The organism is Candidatus Binataceae bacterium, assembly GCA_035308025.1.
Taxonomy (GTDB): Bacteria; Desulfobacterota; Binatia; order Binatales; family Binataceae; genus JAJPHI01.
Window position 1 is genome coordinate 19207 of the sequence record DATGHL010000038.1, and the last position, 16911, is coordinate 36117.

The following is a 16911-nucleotide window of genomic DNA, read 5'->3' on the forward strand; positions in this document are numbered from 1 at the left end:
TTATTTCCCGCGCAGGGTTTCTGAAATACCGTTGGCGGCGGTCGACTCAGGCTCCCGCGGAATCGTATCGACCGTGTCGAAATCGCGGAGTTCCTGCTTACCGCCGACACCAAGTTCACGGAAGCGCCGCGCCGTCGGCATCACGCGCGACTGAAACGAACCGACCGCGTCGTTGAACGAGCGCACCGCGCCGCCGAGCGACGCGCCAACCCGTGCGAAATGATCGCGCATGATAGTCAGGCGGTCGTGGATCTCCTGTCCCAAGCGGCTGATGCGCTCGGCGTTGTCGGCGAGAGACGCCTGACGCCATCCGTAACCGACGGCCTTGAGCAGCGCGATCAGCGTGGTCGGCGTCGCCAGGATCACGCGCGCCTCGGCCGCATCCTCGATCAGGGTGGCGTCCTGCTGGAGGGCTGCGCTGAAAAACATTTCGCCGGGCAGAAAGAGCACGACGAATTCGGGCGCGTGCTCGAGAGCGTCCCAGTAGGCTTTGGCTTTGAGCTGTTCGATATGGTTGCGAATCTGACGGGCGTGGTCACGCAGTTTCGCGGCGCGTTCACCCTCGCCTTCCGCTTCGATCGCTTCCATGTAGGCTTGCAACGGGGCCTTGGCGTCAACCACGACGTTCTTGCCACCCGGCAGGCGGACGATCATGTCGGGCCGAAGTTTGCTGTCGCCGCTGGTGGTGAGCTGGGCCTGTTCGTGAAAGTCGCAATGTTCGACCATGCCGGCGATCTCGACGACGCGCCTTAATTGGATTTCGCCCCAGCGGCCGCGCACCGTTGGGGTTTTGAGCGCATCGACCAGCCGGTTGGTCTGCGAGCTGAGCGAACGGAGCTGATCGGTCAACACGTCAGTCGCGCCGCGCCGTTCGTTTTCGATGCGGCGAATTTCACGATCGAGGCTCGCGAGCGATTCCTTGACCGGTTCGACGATGCGATCGATTGCGCCGCGACGGGCGTCGAGATCGGCCACCGACTGCTGCTGGATCGAACCGAAGCGTTCTGCCGCGAGCGTCAGGAAACTCTCGCTGCTCGACTTGAGCGCGTCGGCCGCCAGCGCGCGAAAGGCGTCGGCAAATTTGCGTTCCGCCGCGTCGAGCAGTTGGCGCTGTTCGTCGAAGCGCCGGCGCATCTCCTCAGCGCGCGCGTCGAGTCCGGCGTTCGCGGTCGCCGCGACGTCGAGGCGATGGCGCAAGCCCTCGATCTCGGCGCGGCCGCGCTCGAGTTCGGCGCCCAGCGCACTCGCCTCAGCCGACGATGCTGCGGCAAGCGCCTCGGCGCCGCGCAGCGAGGTTTCAAACTTAGCGCGGATGCGGTTGGCGGCGACGATCCATCCCACGACCGAACCGAGCGCAACTCCGAACAGCATCCACAACAGCTCCATCACCACATCCTCGCAGCAGCCCCAGCTACCAATTTACGTGGCGCAAGGTTGACGGTCTATTCGCGCGCTTAAGCTTGTCCACAGAAATTGCGCAGCACGGATGGTATCGTGGCCCGATCCGTAGCGTCGTGAAAAAGTGAAGAGCTGAAAAAAGTCGTAAAAGTGAAACCTAAAGTGGCACATTAAGATGTCAAAGATTGAGGCGTGAAAAAATTATTTAAGCCGGGTTCGATTGTCGTGGTGGTGGGTGCGGGCGGAGTCGGCAAAACGACGATCGCCGCCGCGCTGGGTTTGGGTGCCGCGCGCGCCGGTTTCAGCACCGGAGTATTGACGGTTGATCCGGCGCGCCGGCTGCGCGACGCCTTGGGCATCGCACGGCTGGAGGTGCGGCCGCGCCCGCTTGATGCGCGACGGTTGCGCGCAGCCGGTCTGAGCGGGCGGCTGGTGCTCGCCGCCAGCAGCATGGACGTCAAAGCCACATGGGACGGCATGATTGAGCGTTTGGTTAAAGCGCCGACCGCGCGCCGTCAAATCCTGGAGAACAAGTTCTATCAAAACCTCACGCAACGATTTGCGGGCGCCGAAGCCTACGCTGCGCTCGAACAACTGCTCGCGATGCACGAGAGCGGGAAGTTTGGGGTCGAGGTCGTCGATACTCCGCCGACGCAGCAGGCCTTCGATTTTATCGAGGCGCCGGCGCACCTCGCCCGTCTGCTGGATTCGCGTTCGGCGCGATGGCTGTTGGAGTGGACGGCGCGGGCCGGACGCGAACGCCCGCCGGTGACCAGCCGTATCGCCAGCCTGATCGTCGCGCAGATCGAGAAATTCGCCGGCGCCCTGCCACTCTTTGCGATCGCGCAATTCTTCGGCGCCGCCGCCGAAGCGACCGACGCGCTGCGTGCACGGATGGTCGAGGGCGATTCGCTGCTGCGCTCGTCGTCGGTCAACTTCGTGCTGGTCACCACTGCGGAGGAGAACCGCCTGAACGAGGCTTGTGCGATTATCCGCCGGATCGAAAATGAGGGTCTGCGGCTCGCTGCCGTGGTGATCAACCGCGTCGCCGACGAGAAAACCTTTACCGCTCTGGCGGGCGCGCCGGGCCGCGTCCCGCCCCATTTGCGCGAGGCGGCGGAATTGCAGGCGCTCGCGTCAACCGATCAGCGGCTTGCCGCGATCGCGCAGTTCCTCGCAGACTACGCGGCGGAACAAGCTGCCGCGATCAGCCGCGCAGCGAAATTCGCTCGCGAAATCCGCGCCCGTGTTTCACTGATCGCTATTCCCGAGCTTCAGCGCGACGCCAGCGAGTTGCGCTGGCTGACAAAAGTCGCTGACGCGTTGGAAGTAGAAGGCGCCGGCGGCCGCTTCCTCGAGCAGGCGGCGCGCGCCTTCGCGACTCACGAGCGCAAAGCCAACGCGCGTCCGTACCCGGCGCAGTGACGAATCAGCGCTTCGCTTGCACCGGCGGCGTCGTCTCGCTCATGCGGGCAAAGACCTCCGCGTCGCTCATCGCGAAGACCGCTTCCCGTCCCGGCGGAAACTCCATCGGCGGATGCGCCAGATCGACCGCCGGATTCGGCACCGCGCCGCCGCGTGATTCGAAGGCCGGTGGATGCTTGTAGCGATCGAGCTCGGCCATACTGATATTGCTGAGCCGCACGACCTCGGGATCGATCCACGACTCGGCGTCAATCGTTTTTCCCTCGGAGGTCGAGAACTCGAGCATGATCCCCTCGGGGGCGGCGAGATAGATCGACTTGCAGAAACCATGGTCGATCGGTCCCATCACCCAGTCGCCGTGCGTGCGCACGCGATCGCGAATCGCGAGCAGGTCAGCTTCGCTATCAACATTGAGCGCAAGATGCTGCATCACGCCGGCGGCCACCGGCGCGGCGGTCCACGCCGGATGGGAGACGCCCTTCTGCGGCTGAATCTCGCCAATCTCGGGCGATTGGCAAAAGGCGATTGACGAACTGTCACCGAGCTTCAAAAAGCCGTGGAAGGTTTTGTCGACGCCGTGCATCCAGTAGAGCGCAACCAGTTCCATACCGACGTGTTGAGTGAAAAACTCAATCTGCTTCTTGATGTCCTTGGTACAGATCGCGAGGTGGTGAACGCCGTTTGCCAATCCCATAAGTGTTGCTACCTCCGATGATAAGCCTGCCTTTGCGGAAATCTACTGAATCGGCCCGAAGTTGTATAGATGCCGGAGTGAGCCTGTAAGCCGGGTTCTGTCCCCTCACGGTGGCGATCATTCATCTGGGCCTGCGCTTGCGCGCCGGCTCGAGCGACCATACCCGAGGAATTGCGAACGGGCCGTTCATCCCTCCTATTTGGTCTTGCTCCGGATGGGGTTTGGCATGCGCGCGCGATCACTCGCGCGCCGGTGGGCTCTTACCCCGCCATTTCACCCTTGCCCTGACGGGCGGTCTGTTTTCTGTGCCACTTTCCGCGGATCACTCCGCGCCGCCGTTAACGGCCATCCTGCCCTATGGAGCCCGGACTTTCCTCCGCAGTTACGCAGCGATCGCCCGACTCACTCCGGCTGCGGGATCATAGCACTTTCGCGGGCGCTTCTCGGAGCGGCTCGGCGCTGGTCGCGTACTGCAACTCGAAGAGGCGGCGATAGAGGCCCGGGCGGCGGAGCAGCTCCTCATGAGTACCGCTCTCGCGCAAGACGCCGTTGCTCAGCACGAGGATGCGATCGGCGCGCTCGATGGTCGAGAGCCGATGAGCGATGATCAGCGCGGTGCGCTCCGAGAGCAACTGCCGCAGCGCGATCTGAACGAGGCGTTCGGTCTCGCTGTCAACGCTCGAGGTCGCCTCGTCCATCACGAGGATACGGGGATCGTACGCGAGCGCGCGGGCGAACGAGAGCAGTTGGCGCTGCCCGGCTGAGAGATTGGCCCCGCGCTCGTGAATCTCTTCGTGGAGGCCGTGCGGCAGCCGCTCGACGAAGCGGAGCGCCTGCGCGCGCGCGAGCGCGTCGCGCACCTGGCTTTCAGTCAAATCGATCCGGCTGAGGCGGACGTTGTCGAGCAGGTCGCCGGCGAAGAGAAAGACATCCTGCTGGACCAGGCCGATCGTGCGGCGCAGATCGCGCAGATTCCATTCACGGACGTCGCCGCCGTCAATCAGGATGCGGCCGGAGGTGACGTCGTAAAAGCGGTTGAGCAGCTTGATGATGGTCGTCTTGCCCGAGCCGGTCGGTCCGACGATCGCGACCTTCTGGCCCGGTTCGACGCGAAAGCTCAGGTCGCGCAAGACCGGCTCGCCGCGGCGGTACTCGAAGGAAACGTGCTCGAAGGCGATCGCGCCGAGCGGGCGCGTGATGCGGCGCGGCACGGCCGGACTCGCGATCGATTCCGGAATCGTCATCAGCGCTTCAATCCGCTCGACTGACGCCAGCGCCGATTGCAAGGTCGTGTACTTCGACGAGACGTCGCGCAGCGGCATGAAAAAACGCTGCGCGTAGTCGATAAACGCATAGAGGGTGCCGATCGTGATCAATCGATGAATGACGTCGCCACCGCCCACCCACAGAATCATCGCAACCGTGATCGAACTGAGGGCCTCGACCGAGGAGAACATCGCGCCGTCGTAGATGTTCGAGATGCGCTGCGACTCGCGATTCTTCTGATTGAGCTCCTGAAACTCGCGCCTGCTCTCGCGCTCGCGTGTGAAGAGCTGGATCACCGTCATTCCGCTCAGCGCCTCGGAGAGATAGGCGTTGAGCGCGGCGAGGCGCTCGCGAATCTCGCCAAAGACCACGCGCATCCGCACACGGAAAAAGTTAATGACGAGCAACAGCGGCGGCACGCCGCAGAGCGACCACAGCGCCAGGCGGACGTTGAACGCCAGCATGATCGAGATGATGCCGGCCAGCGTCAGGAAATCCATCAGCAGCGTGAGCGAGCCCGAGCTGAACATTTCGTTCACGGCGTCGATGTCGGTGGTCATCCGGCTGACGAGGCGGCCGGCGGGCGTGCGATCGAAATAGGCCATTGGCAGCCGCTCGACGTGGCGGAACAGTGCTACCCGCAGGTCGGAGAGACTATACTGCGCGACCAGCATGGTCAGATAGAACTGTCCGTAGAAGCTCGAGACCTCGCCCAGCAGGAGGATAAGGTACATCGCTCCCATTACCAGCAGGCCGTGGCCGTGAGAAGCCGCGAGGATCGGCGCGAGCCAGTGCGGGGCGGCGGTGGTATGCGCCGCCAGGAAGATATCGATCGTGAGCTTGAAGACATAGGGCTGAATCAGCACGAAGGTCGTGTTGATCGGCATCAGGATGACCGAGAGCCAGAACAGGCGGCGATACGGATGGATATAGCGCCAGATAAAGTTGAGCAGACGCCAATCATAAGAACGGAGGCTGCGATCTTGCGGTGCGTCGGCCATCGGCTAGTAGCGCGCAAGCTCCTCCTCGAGCAGTTGGCGACGGAACAGCTCGGCATAGATACCGCTGCGCGCCATGAGCTGTTCGTGGGTGCCGCGCTCGGCGATCGTGCCTTCTTCCAGCACGACGATCTCGTCGGCGTCGCGCACGGTGGAAGCGCGATGGGCAACTACGATGGTAGTGCGGCCCTTGACGCTTTCTTCGAGGCTGTGGAGCACCGCCCTTTCAGTTTCCGTGTCAACACTCGAGAGCGCATCGTCGAGCACCACGACCGCCGGGCTATATGCCAGCAGCCGCGCGATCGTTACCCGCTGCTTCTGGCCGCCGGACAACGACATCCCGCGCTCGCCGACGATTGTGTCGTAGCCGCGCGGCATCGCTTCGAGGTCAACGTCAAGTCCCGCGATATGCGCCGCCGCAGCAATCTCCTCGGGCGTGGCGTCGAGGCGGCCGAAGGCGATATTGCGCGCAATCGTGTCGGAGAACAGCACCGGCTCCTGCGGCACTACCCCGATTGTCTTGCGCAGACCCGCCAGCGGCAGCTCGCGCAGATCGCTGCCGTCGAGGGTCACCCGTCCGGTGGTCGGTTCGATCAGCCGGGCCAACAGTTTGACCATCGTCGATTTACCCGCTCCGGTGCGTCCGACGATCGCGAGCTTGCCGCCGGCCGGCACCTTCACGCTGATATCGCGCAGCGCCCACGAATGCTTAGATGCGCCATTGAGCGTCGCGCCGTTGATCGCGCCGGCTGGATCGGCAAAGTAGCTGTACGAAACGCGCTCCCAGGCGATCGCGCCGGAGGTCTCGAGTCGGATCTCGTCCCCTTCAACGCTAGCCACCTCGGTCGCCTCGAAAATCTCCTCGAGGCGACGCATCGACGCCTTGGCGCGCTGGTAAATCGAGAGCATCCAGCCGATCGAGACAGTGGGCCACGCGAGTTGGCCGAGGTAGGTCATGAAGGCGACCAAGTCGCCGATCGTGATCCGATGGGCCTCGATCAACGCGCCGCCATAGGTCAGCAGAATCATCATCGAGCCCGCCACGGCGGCGCGGATCAGCGGCATCAGCGCGCCGCGCACGCGCGCCAGCGCGAGATTCTGCTCGTTGTAATCGTCGTTCAGCGCGCGGAAGCGTTCGACCTCGCGCTCTTCGAGCGTATAAGCCTTGACCAGATGGATGCCCGACAGGCTCTCCTGAACCTTCGCGCCGAGGTCGCCCAGACCCTCCTGCACCCGGAAGCTGCGCTCCATCATCGCGCGCGTCAGAAAACGAATCACCACGAACAGGACGAGATAAGGCACGATCAGCGCGAGCGTCAGCCGCGCGTTGAGCGAGAACATGAAGATGAGCGCGAAGATGTAGGTGACCGGCGTATTGGTGAAACTCAGCACACCCATCCCGACCATCATGCGCACGGCAGTGAGGTCGTTGATCATGCGCGACATCAGGTCGCCGGTCTTGAGGCGCTCATAAAAGTCCGGACCGAGCCGGGTCGCGTGAGCGAAAAGCTCGTTGCGCAGATCGAATTCGATATCGCGCCCGGTGTTGAAAGTGATGATGCGCGAGAGCGCCCGCGCGACGCACATCAGCACCGCGACGGCGACCATCGCGATGGCGATATGCACCAGCTTAGTCGGACGGGCGGCGCGTGCGTCGTCGATCGCGCTGCGCATCAGCAGCGGCAGCAACATCTGGAGGAGCGCGAACGCAAAGGTGAAGAAGCCGCCGATCGCGTACCAGAGGCGATAGCGCCAGGCGTAGGTGAAGAGGCGTTTCATATCGCCAAGCTCACGTTATGGGAATCGTCCCTGCCGGTCCATCATATTCTGCCCGGCCTCTGCGCGAAGGCCCGCAGGCTTTACGCTCGAAGTGTAAGACAATATACGTTTCCCAAGGCCGAGGCAGAGGGAGGGGTGCATGGTAGTGCGGGAAGATCCCGAAGCGACAACGAGTCGCGAAGCGCAGGCGGCGATCACTCAGCAACGGTTCACGGACCAATTGCTGTCGCGACTGAACCTAGCTGATTTCATGGCAGTCTTGATGGTAGCGGCGACGGCCTTTAGCGCCTTCGCGACGTGGCGGACCGCCTCGATCGCCAACGCGATCTATGCGGCGGCCGAGCGCGCCTATTTCGGTCTCGAATCGACCACACTCGATGCCAGCCGGCCCGGGCATCCACGCGTCGTGATCGATTATCGCAACCTTGGCGATGTCTCAGCGACGAACCTGAAGATTATCTGGCGCTTGATCATCGACGGGGAGGAGGTAAAGTCCACTACGAAGATCATCACGCCGGGAATTCTGTCGCCGGGCACGCAACATCTGTTTCGAATGCCGATTCCGCCTGCGGCCTATGCTTCGATTGTGGCGGGTAAATCCTCACTCGAGGTGCAAATCGCCGCCGCGTACAACAATCTTCGGGGGAATCCGCTCTGCTATATGGCAAAACTGGTCTACGACGCCGAAGAGAAAGATTTCGACATCACAAACGGGACGCTTGACTGTGCGGCACAACGCGGTCTCTGGCCGTGACCTCAGGTGGAGCAAAGATTATGCGCTGTCCAGTTTGCAAACGTGAAACCGATCCCTCGCCGCAGAACCGCTATCGCCCGTTCTGCTCGGAGCGCTGCCGGATGGCCGATCTCGGAACCTGGGCCAGCGAGGCGTATAGCGTCGCCGGGGGAACAATCGACGATCACGAGCATCCCGATGATCATGAACATCCGCATGAACACTCCCGCGCGCGGCCTCGCGAACGGCCCGGCAAACAACCCCAGGAACAACCCACTGACCGCGCGCGCAAGAAACCGCGGGAGTGAGCGTCGCGCGCTCCGCCCCTCGTTGTCCGCCTAAGACTTCGTGCGGGCGCTGCGCATCGACCAGTAATCGTAGGACAGCCTGATCGCGGCCGCGGCGCGCTCGAAGCTGTCGAACACCACCAGACCACGGGCGCGCGCCAGTTCCCGTGCGCGCGCGACGATCGCCGCGACGTGGGCCTGATGCATGATCGCGACGAACGGCTTTGCCGTGCGCTGATTGAATTCGGCAATTTTGTCGAGCAGCGATGTCAGCTCGTCTTCATGCGTGGCCCAGCGCTGTGCGGCGAATCCTGTTCCGATCTCGAGGACGATCACATCGATTTTCGTATCGCGATCGAGGATGTCGAGAATGCGCCCCAGATTGCCGGTATGGACGCCACCGCCAATCGTGCCGCCGGCGTCGAGCGGATTGCGATAGCTGCCGCCGATAATATTGAAGAAGCTCTTCAGCTCCTCGTACGAGGCCTCGGAGAGCGTGGGAATTTCGAGACCCGCGGACGCGAAAGTGTCGGTGATCACCACCGACTGCCCGCCCGTCATCGCGACCAGTCCCATGCGCGCGCCCGCCACCGCGCGCCCGCGTGCGAGCATTTCAATCGCATCGAGCATCGGATCGAGACCCGTTACGCTGACGGCCCCGGCCTGCCGCACCATCGCGCTCCAGACCGCGGCTGGCGTCGCGAGCGATCCGGTATGTGAAAAGGTCGCGCGCGCACCGGCGTCGGTCATGCCACCCTTCCAGACTACGACCGGATGGCGCGTGGCGGCGTGCCGAAGCGCTTCAAAGAAGCGGCGGCCGTCGCGCGTCCCTTCGATATACATCCCGATCGCTTTCGTGGCCGGGTCGTCGGCCATCAGGCCGAGGTAATCCGCGGCCTCGAGCATCAGCACGTTGCCGATCGACGCCGCAAAATTAATCCGGATACCGCGCGCCGGAGCTTGCAGCGAGAAGTTGATCGAATGCGTACCGCTTTGCGAGATGAAGCAGACGTCGCCGGCGTCGCCGGTCTTGAGCTCGGGGAAATTGCACAGGCCGACGGCGGGACTGTAGAGACCCATGCAGTTCGGTCCCACCAGCGCGATCTCCGAATCGAGCGCCTGACTGCGCAAGTCGCCCTCGAGGCGGATACCTAGCTCCTCGGTGGTCTCGCTAAAGCCCGAAGTGAAAAAGCCGAGGCTGCCGACGCGATTCTCGATGCAGTCCTTGAGGATACGCGGTGCGACCTGGCGCGGCACCGCGCTGACAGCATAGTCGATGCGCTCCTCGGGCACGTCGGCCAGCGACTTGTAGTTGGCGATACCCATCGCCTCGATTCCGGGGATTTCCTTCGGATCGATCTGGACGGAGTAGAGCTTGCCCGTGAAACGCTTCATCGCGCGCAACCACATGTAGCCGCCGGCCCGCTTGTCGCCGATCACCGCGACCGAGCGAGCCTTGAAGGCCTGCGCGAGATTTTCCAATCGGCGCGAGCGGTTCGGATCGGCCTCGGCGGCTGGCGTCTGTGCGCTATCGAGCAATACCCGCGCGTCGAGTACGGCGAGCCCGTGCTCATAAGCAACAATCGGATTGAGGTCCAGTTCCTTAACCTCAGGATGAGATGCAGCGAACTCCGACAGCGTCGCGAGCAGCGCTGCGACCGAGTCGAGGTCGATCGGCTTGCCCCCACGCGCACCACGCAGGATCGCGCTGCCGCGCAATTCATCAAGCATCGCGCGCGCTTCGCGGCGATCAATCGGCGCAAGGCGAAAGGCCGTATCGGCGAAGATTTCGACGAAGACGCCGCCCAGCCCGGCGATGACCAGTGGCCCGAAGCGCTCGTCGCGAACGATCCCGACAATTAGTTCGATGCCCGGGCGCGCCATCGTATCGACCGCGACGCCGTCGAATTGCGCGCCGGGCGAGTGCGCCTCGAGGTCGCGGCGAATACGCTCGAAGGCTGCACGGACCTCGTCCTCGGAGTTCAGACCGAGGGCGACGCCGCCGATTTCGCTTTTGTGGCTGACTTGCGGGGACAGGACCTTCAGCACTGCGGGGAAGCCGCGGCGCTTGGCCGCGGCGGCCGCCTCGTCGCCGCTGCGTGCGTGATCAGGAATCTCGACGGCGACCCCGAGCGCACGGACCAGCAGCTTCGCGTCAATCTCAGAGAGCGCATTGCGGCCGTCCGCAAGTGCGCTCGCGGTTAATTGTCCGATAGTTCTCTCGTCCACGATTCTGGCGTATAGCAAAGGTTTGCGACTGATTGAAAACCGGGATGCCGCCGCAATCGAGAAAACGGGTGTTCGTGACGCGCCCGATCGCCGACGCTGCCCTGCGCCGGCTCGCGGAATCTGCGCGCGTCGATCTCTGGGACGACGAGAACGCGCCGCCGCACGAGGAGCTGCTCACGCGCGTCGCCACGACCGACGCCGTCATCAGCATGGTCTCGGATCGCTTCGACGCGGCGACGATCGCGGCGCTGCCGCGGCTCGCGGTGATCAGCAACTTCGCCGTAGGACTCGATAATATCGATCTTGACGCGGCGACTCGCGCCGGCATCGCCGTAGGGCACACCGCCGGAGTCTTGACCGAGACCACCGCTGACCTCGCCTTCGCGCTGATGCTGGCGGCGGCGCGGCGGGTCGCCGAAGGCGACCGCTACGTGCGCGCAGGACGCTGGCGCACCTGGACGCCGCGCCTGATGCTCGGACGGGACGTCTGGGGTGCAACGCTCGGGATTATCGGCTGGGGCGCGATCGGGCAGGCGGTCGCGCGCCGCGCGGCAGGTTTCGGGATGTGCATCCTGTACGCGGCGCATACTTCCTCGCGCCAGCGACAAGAGCCCGCGGCGACGGTGCTCACCGCTCCCGCGGCGGAGCAGGTGGTCCTTGCGGCCGAGCAGGTTGAGCTGACGCGGCTGCTGGCGGAGTCGGACTTTATTTCGATCAATGTGCCGTTGACGCCGGCTACGCATCATCTGATCGGCACACACGAATTCGCCGCAATGAAACGCGAGGCGATTATCGTCAACACCGCGCGCGGTGCCGTGATCGATCAGGAGGCGCTGATCATGGCACTTAAGCTCGAGCGGATCGCGGGCGCCGGCCTGGATGTCACGGAAGTCGAGCCGCTCCCGTCAGACCATCCGCTGTTGCAATTTCCGAACGTGGTCGTGACGCCGCATATCGGCAGCGCAAGTCACGCGACGCGGCTGCGGATGGCGGAACTCGCCGTCGACAATGTCCTCGACGTTTTAGCCGGTAAGCTCCCCCGTCGCTGCGCCAACCCGACCGTGGCGTTGCGCACACCGGCAGCGTCAGCGAAATAGATTATCCTCGCGCGGCGGCGATCGCCTCCGCCAGCGAGAAGCGCCCTTCATAGAGCGCGCGTCCGCTGATAACGCCGGCGACGCCCGCATCGAAACAGCGCGCGAGCACCCGAATATCATCCAGCGTCGCGACGCCACCTGAGGCGATCAGCGGGAGACCAGCCTTTTTAGCATTCGCGGAGAACATCGCGGCGTTGGCGCCCGCTTCGGTGCCGTCGCGGGCGATGTCCGTGAGCACGATCGCGGCCGCGCCGGCCGCGCAAAAGCGGCTAATCGCGTCGGCGACTGTAAGTTGGCTGGTCTCGACCCATCCGCGAATCGCGAGATGGCCATCGCGCGCATCGAGCGAGCCGAAAATGCGCTCTGGGAACTTCGCACAAGCTTCAACCATCACTTGAGGTTCCAGGAAAGCCGCCGAGCCCAGCGAGACGAAATCGGCCCCCGCGGCGATCGTGGCACAAATCGAGTCGAGCGAGCGCAAGCCGCCGCTGATATCGAGACGGCAGCCGACCGCGTCGCGAATTGCGTGGATCGCCTCGAGGTTCTGCGGCGCGCCCACGATCGCGCCGTCGAGGTCCACGATATGGATCAGCTCGGCGCCCTCGCGCTCGAAGCGCCGGGCCGTCGCCGCCGGATCATCGTCATAAACGGTCGCGCGACTCATCTCGCCGCGCAGCAGGCGCACGACTTTCCCGCCCTTGAGATCGATCGCCGGGATAACGGTGAAGCGGCTGAAGAGCGGATTCGTCAAGCGATCATGCCGTGGCAGCGCCCGCCGCCGCGGACCCTCGTCAGGACAGGGTGCCCTTGGTCGAGAGCGCGCCGGCAATACGAGGGTCGAGCGCGGTCGCGGTGTCCATCGCACGCGCGAGCGCCTTGAACGCCGACTCGATTATGTGATGGGGGTTGCGCCCGCTGTGCAGGTTGAGGTGGAGGTTCATGCCGGTTTCATCCGCGAGCGCCTTCATAAAATCGTTGATCAGCGTGGTTTGAAACGCGCCGACGCGTTCCTGGGTGATGGGCACATTGTAGGCAAGGTAAGAGCGCCCGCTGATGTCGACGACGACGTTGCACAACGCCTCGTCAAGCGGGACGGTGGCTTCGCCGAAGCGGCGGATGCCGGAACGGTCGCCGAGCGCCTCGCGGAAGGCCCGGCCGAGCACGATTCCGACGTCCTCGACAGTATGATGATCGTCAACCTTAAGGTCGCCGTCGGCGGCGACTTTGAGATCGAAAAAACCGTGGCGGGCGAAGCTTTCGAGCATGTGGTCGAGAAACGGCACGCCGGTGTTGACGGCAGCGTCGCCGCGGCCATCGAGCTTTAGGGCGACGCTGATATGGGTTTCGCGCGTCTTGCGCTCGACCGCCGCAACACGTTTAGGCGAATTGTTCGCCGCCGCGCTTGTTCGAGCAATTCCGAGCGAGCGCGACTTAACTCGATTTTCCATTGGATGCCTTGTTTCCCCGCCGCGCCTGCCGCCCATTCAGCTTAAGTTGGCCCTGCTCGAACCGTACCTCGATCGCGCGAGCGTGACCCTCGAAACCTTCCATCCGCGCTAGCCGCGTCGTCGCCGGGGCAAGCTGTGCCAGCGCCCGCTGCGAGCTCTCGATTATACTGGTTCGCTTGAGGAAATCGTAAGCACCCAGCGGGGAGGCGAAGCGGGCAGCGCCGCCGGTGGGCAAAACGTGATTGGGCCCGGCGAGATAGTCGCCGAGCGGCGCGGGCGAATGGCCACCGAGAAAGACCGCGCCCGCAGCCTCGACCCGCGGAAGCCATCGCGCGGGGTTGGCGATTTCGAGCTCAAGATGTTCGGGGGCAATCTGATTAGCGAGCTCGAACGCGGCATCGAGGTCCTTGACGATGATCGCAGCGGCCCGCCGCGCCATCACGCGCCTGACCGCCGCCGCCCGCGGCAGATCGTCGAGCGCGCGTTCGAGCGCCGCCGCGGTCTCCTCTGCGATACTCCGGGAGTTAGTGAGCAGTATGGCGGCCTCGTCACCCGAGCCATGCTCAGCCTGCGCGATGAGATCGGCAGCCACCCAGGTCGGGTGCGCGGCGGCGTCGGCGATGATCAAGACTTCGCTCGGCCCGGCCATTTTATCGATATCAACTGCGCCATTGACCATTCTTTTCGCCGCCTGCACCCAGGCATTGCCGGGGCCGACGATTTTATCGACCGGAGCGATCGTCGCAGTGCCGTAGGCAAGCGCGGCGATCGCTTGCGCGCCGCCAACGCGATAGACCTCGCTGACGCCTGCGATCGCGGCCGCCGCCAAGACGCCAAGGTTGTCGCCGAACTGGTTATCGGACTTCTTAGCGGGCTTGTCAGCGGATTTGCCGGGCGGGGAAACCATCGCGATCTCTTTGACGCCGGCGACGCGTGCGGGGATCGCATTCATCAGCACCGACGAGGGATAGGCGCCCTGCCCGCCCGGCACGTAGATGCCGACGCGACGGAGCGGGCGGACGATCGAACCGAGGCGCATCCCGAGAGCCTCTCGATAAGAGAACGATTTGATCAGGGTGCGGCGGTGGAAAGCCTCAATCCGTCGCGCGGCGAGCTCGAGCGCGCGCCGCTCCGAAACTGGCAGCGTCGCGCGCGCGTCGGCTAATTCGGCGGCGCTCACGCGGAGGTGCGCGCGCGGAATCCTCACTGTGTCGAAGCGCGCAGTGAGGCGGACCAGGGCCGCGTCACCGCCACGGCGGACTTCGGCGATAATTTTCGCAACTGCTTGATCGACCGCGCCGCCGGTCTCGCCGCGCCGCTTGAAGATCAGTTTGAGCAGGCGCTCGCAGGCCGGTGATCCGGCATCCAATACGCGCAGCGGCATCGGATTATTCGGCGACGCGATCAATCTCTGCGCCGAGCGCGCGCAGCTTGTCGTCGAGCGCCTCGTAGCCGCGATCGAGGTGATAGACGCGGCTGACGTGGGTGTGGTTTTCGGCGGCGAGGCCGGCGAGAATGAGGCCCATCGAGGCGCGCAAGTCGGTCGCCATCACGGGTGCGCCGCTTAACGGCGAGGCGCCGCGTACGATCGCGGTCGGACCCTTCATCACGATGTCGGCGCCCATCCGGATGAGTTCGGGGGCGTGCATGAAACGGTTCTCGAAAATGGTCTCGGTAATGACGGAGGTTCCGCGCGCCTGCGTCAGCAGCGCCATCATCTGGGCCTGCAGATCGGTCGGGAAACCCGGATAGGGCAGCGTGCGCAGCTCGACTGACCGCAAACCACCGGAACGCGCGACCCGCAGCCCGCCGTTGAGCGATGAGACCTCGGCGCCGGTTTCGCGCAACTTGACGATCACCGCGTCGAGCTGCGCGGCCGGAGCGTTTTCCACGGTCACGTCGCCGCCGGTGATCGCCGCGGCGATCATCAATGAGCCGGCCTCGATGCGATCGGGGATGACGCGATGCTCCGCCCCGTGCAGCCGCTCGACTCCCTCAATGGTGATCACGTGGGTGCCGGCGCCTTCGACCTGCGCACCCATCGCGATCAGCAGTGCGGCGAGGTCCTGGACCTCGGGTTCGCGCGCGGCGTTTTCGATGGTCGTGCGTCCGCGCGCCAGGACCGCCGCCATCATGATGTTTTCCGTCGCGCCGACGGAAGGACTGTCGAGCCACAAACGCGCGCCGGCCAGGCGCTCGGCGTGAGCCTCGACATAACCGTTGCGGAGCTGGATACGCGCGCCCAACGCGCGGATTCCGCCGATATGCAGGTTGACTGGCCGCGCCCCGATCGCGCATCCGCCGGGGGTCGAGACGCGCGCGCGGCCGGTGCGGGCGAGCATCGGGCCGAGCACGACGAACGAGGCCCGCATGGTTTTGACCAGGTCGTAGGAGGCCTCGTGCGCGTGCACTTCGGCGGCGCAGATTTCGAGGCTGTGTTCGTCGAGCCAGTGCGCGGTCGCGCCGAGCCCTTCGAGCAGGGCGATCGCCGTGCGGACGTCGCGCAGGCGCGGGACGTTGTGCAGGACGAGCGGCTCGCGGGTGAGCAGCGACGCCATCAGAATCGGCAGAGTGGCGTTCTTGCTGCCGCTGACGGCGACCGCGCCGCGCAGCGTGCGGCCGCCGCGGATGATCATCTGGTCCATGAAGGTGCCGCTACTTTAACGTGCGCCCGCCCGGCGGGCTATCGCAGGTTCGCGCCGGCTGCAACCTCAAGTCGCCGCGCTGTCGGCGGGGCACTATGGGTCGGCAGCCTGGTGGCGAAAATGCGGGAATGGCTGGTGGGTCGCGAAACAAGATTTTTAAAATGGTGCCTGTCGGTTACAGACCAACTCGTGAGGCTAAAGATTCGCGGGACGTTCAACAGTGCCGACCACCGCTGATACGTCCGCGAGGCGATAGACATAATATGATTTAGGGATCCCGAGTATACGCTCCGTCTTCACCGTCCCATCAGGGAAATAGCCCTGTAATTTACGACGTGTGATCACCGTCGTGCCTCTGATCATTTCGTTCCAATCCGGGAGCGTCTTCTCCCAGCCCCTGTGCATTCTTGCACGGAGGGCGCGGGGCATGGCCCACCAGAACGGAATGCCGGTATGCGCCTCCAGCGGAAAATAGACCGAGGGCGTCTGGACGTAATAGGAGGGCGCCAGACGGCGGGCTTCGCCAGCGAATTTCCGCTCGTTCGGCTCACCGCCGACATGCTCGATCACGCTGTTGCTGAAGACGATGTCGAAACTATTATCACTGTAGTCGTGAAGTTGTGTGGCATCTCCTTCGACGAAGGTGAAGTGATGATGGCTGTCGGTGTTCTTCGCAGGATCTGTGCAGGTTAGGTTCACGATGGTGACGTCGAGTGGCGTTTTGATCAGGTTCCAGATTGTGGTGGTGCCACCTAGGTCAATCACCCGGGTGCCGCGCTCCGGAGCAAAAATTTTCTCAAACTCTGCCATCCGGCTTCCACGTAAAGCTGGCTGAACGCGCGTGAGGATTTCGTGAAAGACCTTAAGGCGCAGATATTTGAGATTTAGCATGGCGACTTCCATCGCAGGCGA

General features: G+C 64.0%; 14 protein-coding genes and 1 other RNA gene. 4 read left to right on the forward strand and 11 right to left on the reverse strand.

The features are described 5' to 3' along the window. Window positions 1-1386, reverse strand: coding sequence for a DNA recombination protein RmuC (gene rmuC, locus VKS22_11315; protein ID HLW71197.1), 1386 nt, complete (start codon window positions 1384-1386; stop codon window positions 1-3). Window positions 1387-1590: 204 nt separating this feature from the next. On the opposite strand from rmuC, the gene VKS22_11320 reads away from it, so the two are divergent. Further along, the gene (locus tag VKS22_11320; GenBank protein ID HLW71198.1) at window positions 1591-2823 is read left to right on the forward strand and encodes an ArsA-related P-loop ATPase; all 1233 of its coding nucleotides are present in this window, start codon (window positions 1591-1593) and stop codon (window positions 2821-2823) included. Between the two features lie 4 nt (window positions 2824-2827). On the opposite strand, the gene VKS22_11325 is transcribed toward VKS22_11320, so the two are convergent. The 4 genes from VKS22_11325 to VKS22_11340 form a co-directional block, all read right to left on the reverse strand. Beyond that, window positions 2828-3517: a VOC family protein gene (locus VKS22_11325; protein ID HLW71199.1), complete on the reverse strand. Its 690-nt coding sequence runs from the start codon at window positions 3515-3517 to the stop codon at window positions 2828-2830. 70 nt (window positions 3518-3587) lie between these two features. Beyond that, an RNA gene (gene rnpB, locus VKS22_11330) (RNase P RNA component class A) lies at window positions 3588-3926 on the reverse strand. 10 nt (window positions 3927-3936) lie between these two features. Next, the gene (locus tag VKS22_11335) at window positions 3937-5784 is read right to left on the reverse strand and encodes an ABC transporter ATP-binding protein (GenBank protein HLW71200.1); all 1848 of its coding nucleotides are present in this window, start codon (window positions 5782-5784) and stop codon (window positions 3937-3939) included. Window positions 5785-5787: 3 nt separating this feature from the next. Next, the gene (locus VKS22_11340; protein HLW71201.1) at window positions 5788-7560 is read right to left on the reverse strand and encodes an ABC transporter ATP-binding protein; all 1773 of its coding nucleotides are present in this window, start codon (window positions 7558-7560) and stop codon (window positions 5788-5790) included. 139 nt (window positions 7561-7699) lie between these two features. Here VKS22_11340 and VKS22_11345 point away from each other — a divergent pair, with 139 nt between their 5' ends. Both VKS22_11345 and yacG read left to right on the forward strand, forming a co-directional pair. Beyond that, a complete protein-coding gene (locus VKS22_11345; GenBank protein ID HLW71202.1) occupies window positions 7700-8314 on the forward strand; it encodes a hypothetical protein in 615 nt (204 codons plus the stop codon). 20 nt (window positions 8315-8334) lie between these two features. Further along, on the forward strand, window positions 8335-8601 hold the full coding sequence (yacG, locus tag VKS22_11350) for a DNA gyrase inhibitor YacG (protein ID HLW71203.1): 267 nt from the start codon (window positions 8335-8337) through the stop codon (window positions 8599-8601). A 30-nt stretch (window positions 8602-8631) separates the two neighbouring features. Here yacG and VKS22_11355 read toward each other — a convergent pair whose 3' ends face one another. Beyond that, window positions 8632-10809: an acetate--CoA ligase family protein gene (locus VKS22_11355; GenBank protein ID HLW71204.1), complete on the reverse strand. Its 2178-nt coding sequence runs from the start codon at window positions 10807-10809 to the stop codon at window positions 8632-8634. 68 nt (window positions 10810-10877) lie between these two features. Between VKS22_11355 and VKS22_11360 the strand changes: the two genes are divergently transcribed. Continuing rightward, window positions 10878-11906, forward strand: a complete 1029-nt coding sequence (locus VKS22_11360) for a D-glycerate dehydrogenase (protein HLW71205.1) — start codon at window positions 10878-10880, stop codon at window positions 11904-11906. A gap of 1 nt (window position 11907) precedes the next feature. Here VKS22_11360 and VKS22_11365 read toward each other — a convergent pair whose 3' ends face one another. The 5 genes from VKS22_11365 to VKS22_11385 form a co-directional block, all read right to left on the reverse strand. Beyond that, on the reverse strand, window positions 11908-12657 hold the full coding sequence (locus VKS22_11365; protein HLW71206.1) for a 1-(5-phosphoribosyl)-5-[(5-phosphoribosylamino)methylideneamino] imidazole-4-carboxamide isomerase: 750 nt from the start codon (window positions 12655-12657) through the stop codon (window positions 11908-11910). Window positions 12658-12697: 40 nt separating this feature from the next. Continuing rightward, window positions 12698-13354 (reverse strand): imidazoleglycerol-phosphate dehydratase HisB, encoded by a 657-nt coding sequence (gene hisB / locus VKS22_11370; protein HLW71207.1) that lies wholly within the window; start codon window positions 13352-13354, stop codon window positions 12698-12700. Next, complete coding sequence (gene hisD / locus VKS22_11375; GenBank protein HLW71208.1) at window positions 13338-14738, reverse strand: histidinol dehydrogenase; 1401 nt, start codon at window positions 14736-14738, stop codon at window positions 13338-13340. Before hisD ends, hisB begins: the two co-directional genes overlap by 17 nt. Before the next feature lie 4 nt (window positions 14739-14742). Next, complete coding sequence (gene murA / locus VKS22_11380; GenBank protein ID HLW71209.1) at window positions 14743-15999, reverse strand: UDP-N-acetylglucosamine 1-carboxyvinyltransferase; 1257 nt, start codon at window positions 15997-15999, stop codon at window positions 14743-14745. Window positions 16000-16194: 195 nt separating this feature from the next. Further along, complete coding sequence (locus tag VKS22_11385; protein ID HLW71210.1) at window positions 16195-16902, reverse strand: class I SAM-dependent methyltransferase; 708 nt, start codon at window positions 16900-16902, stop codon at window positions 16195-16197. Between the last annotated feature and the right edge of the window lie 9 nt (window positions 16903-16911).

What these genes read in the sequence shown, in the direction of transcription:
- rmuC (HLW71197.1), bottom strand. Translation starts at nt 1,386, where the DNA reads ATGGAGCTGTTGTGGATGCTGTTCGGAGTTGCGCTCGGTTCGGTCGTG.
- VKS22_11325 (HLW71199.1), bottom strand. Translation starts at nt 3,517, where the DNA reads ATGGGATTGGCAAACGGCGTTCACCACCTCGCGATCTGTACCAAGGAC.
- VKS22_11335 (HLW71200.1), bottom strand. Translation starts at nt 5,784, where the DNA reads ATGGCCGACGCACCGCAAGATCGCAGCCTCCGTTCTTATGATTGGCGT.
- VKS22_11340 (HLW71201.1), bottom strand. Translation starts at nt 7,560, where the DNA reads ATGAAACGCCTCTTCACCTACGCCTGGCGCTATCGCCTCTGGTACGCG.
- VKS22_11345 (HLW71202.1), top strand. Translation starts at nt 7,700, where the DNA reads ATGGTAGTGCGGGAAGATCCCGAAGCGACAACGAGTCGCGAAGCGCAG.
- yacG (HLW71203.1), top strand. Translation starts at nt 8,335, where the DNA reads ATGCGCTGTCCAGTTTGCAAACGTGAAACCGATCCCTCGCCGCAGAAC.
- hisB (HLW71207.1), bottom strand. Translation starts at nt 13,354, where the DNA reads ATGGAAAATCGAGTTAAGTCGCGCTCGCTCGGAATTGCTCGAACAAGC.
- hisD (HLW71208.1), bottom strand. Translation starts at nt 14,738, where the DNA reads ATGCCGCTGCGCGTATTGGATGCCGGATCACCGGCCTGCGAGCGCCTG.
- murA (HLW71209.1), bottom strand. Translation starts at nt 15,999, where the DNA reads ATGGACCAGATGATCATCCGCGGCGGCCGCACGCTGCGCGGCGCGGTC.
- VKS22_11385 (HLW71210.1), bottom strand. Translation starts at nt 16,902, where the DNA reads ATGGAAGTCGCCATGCTAAATCTCAAATATCTGCGCCTTAAGGTCTTT.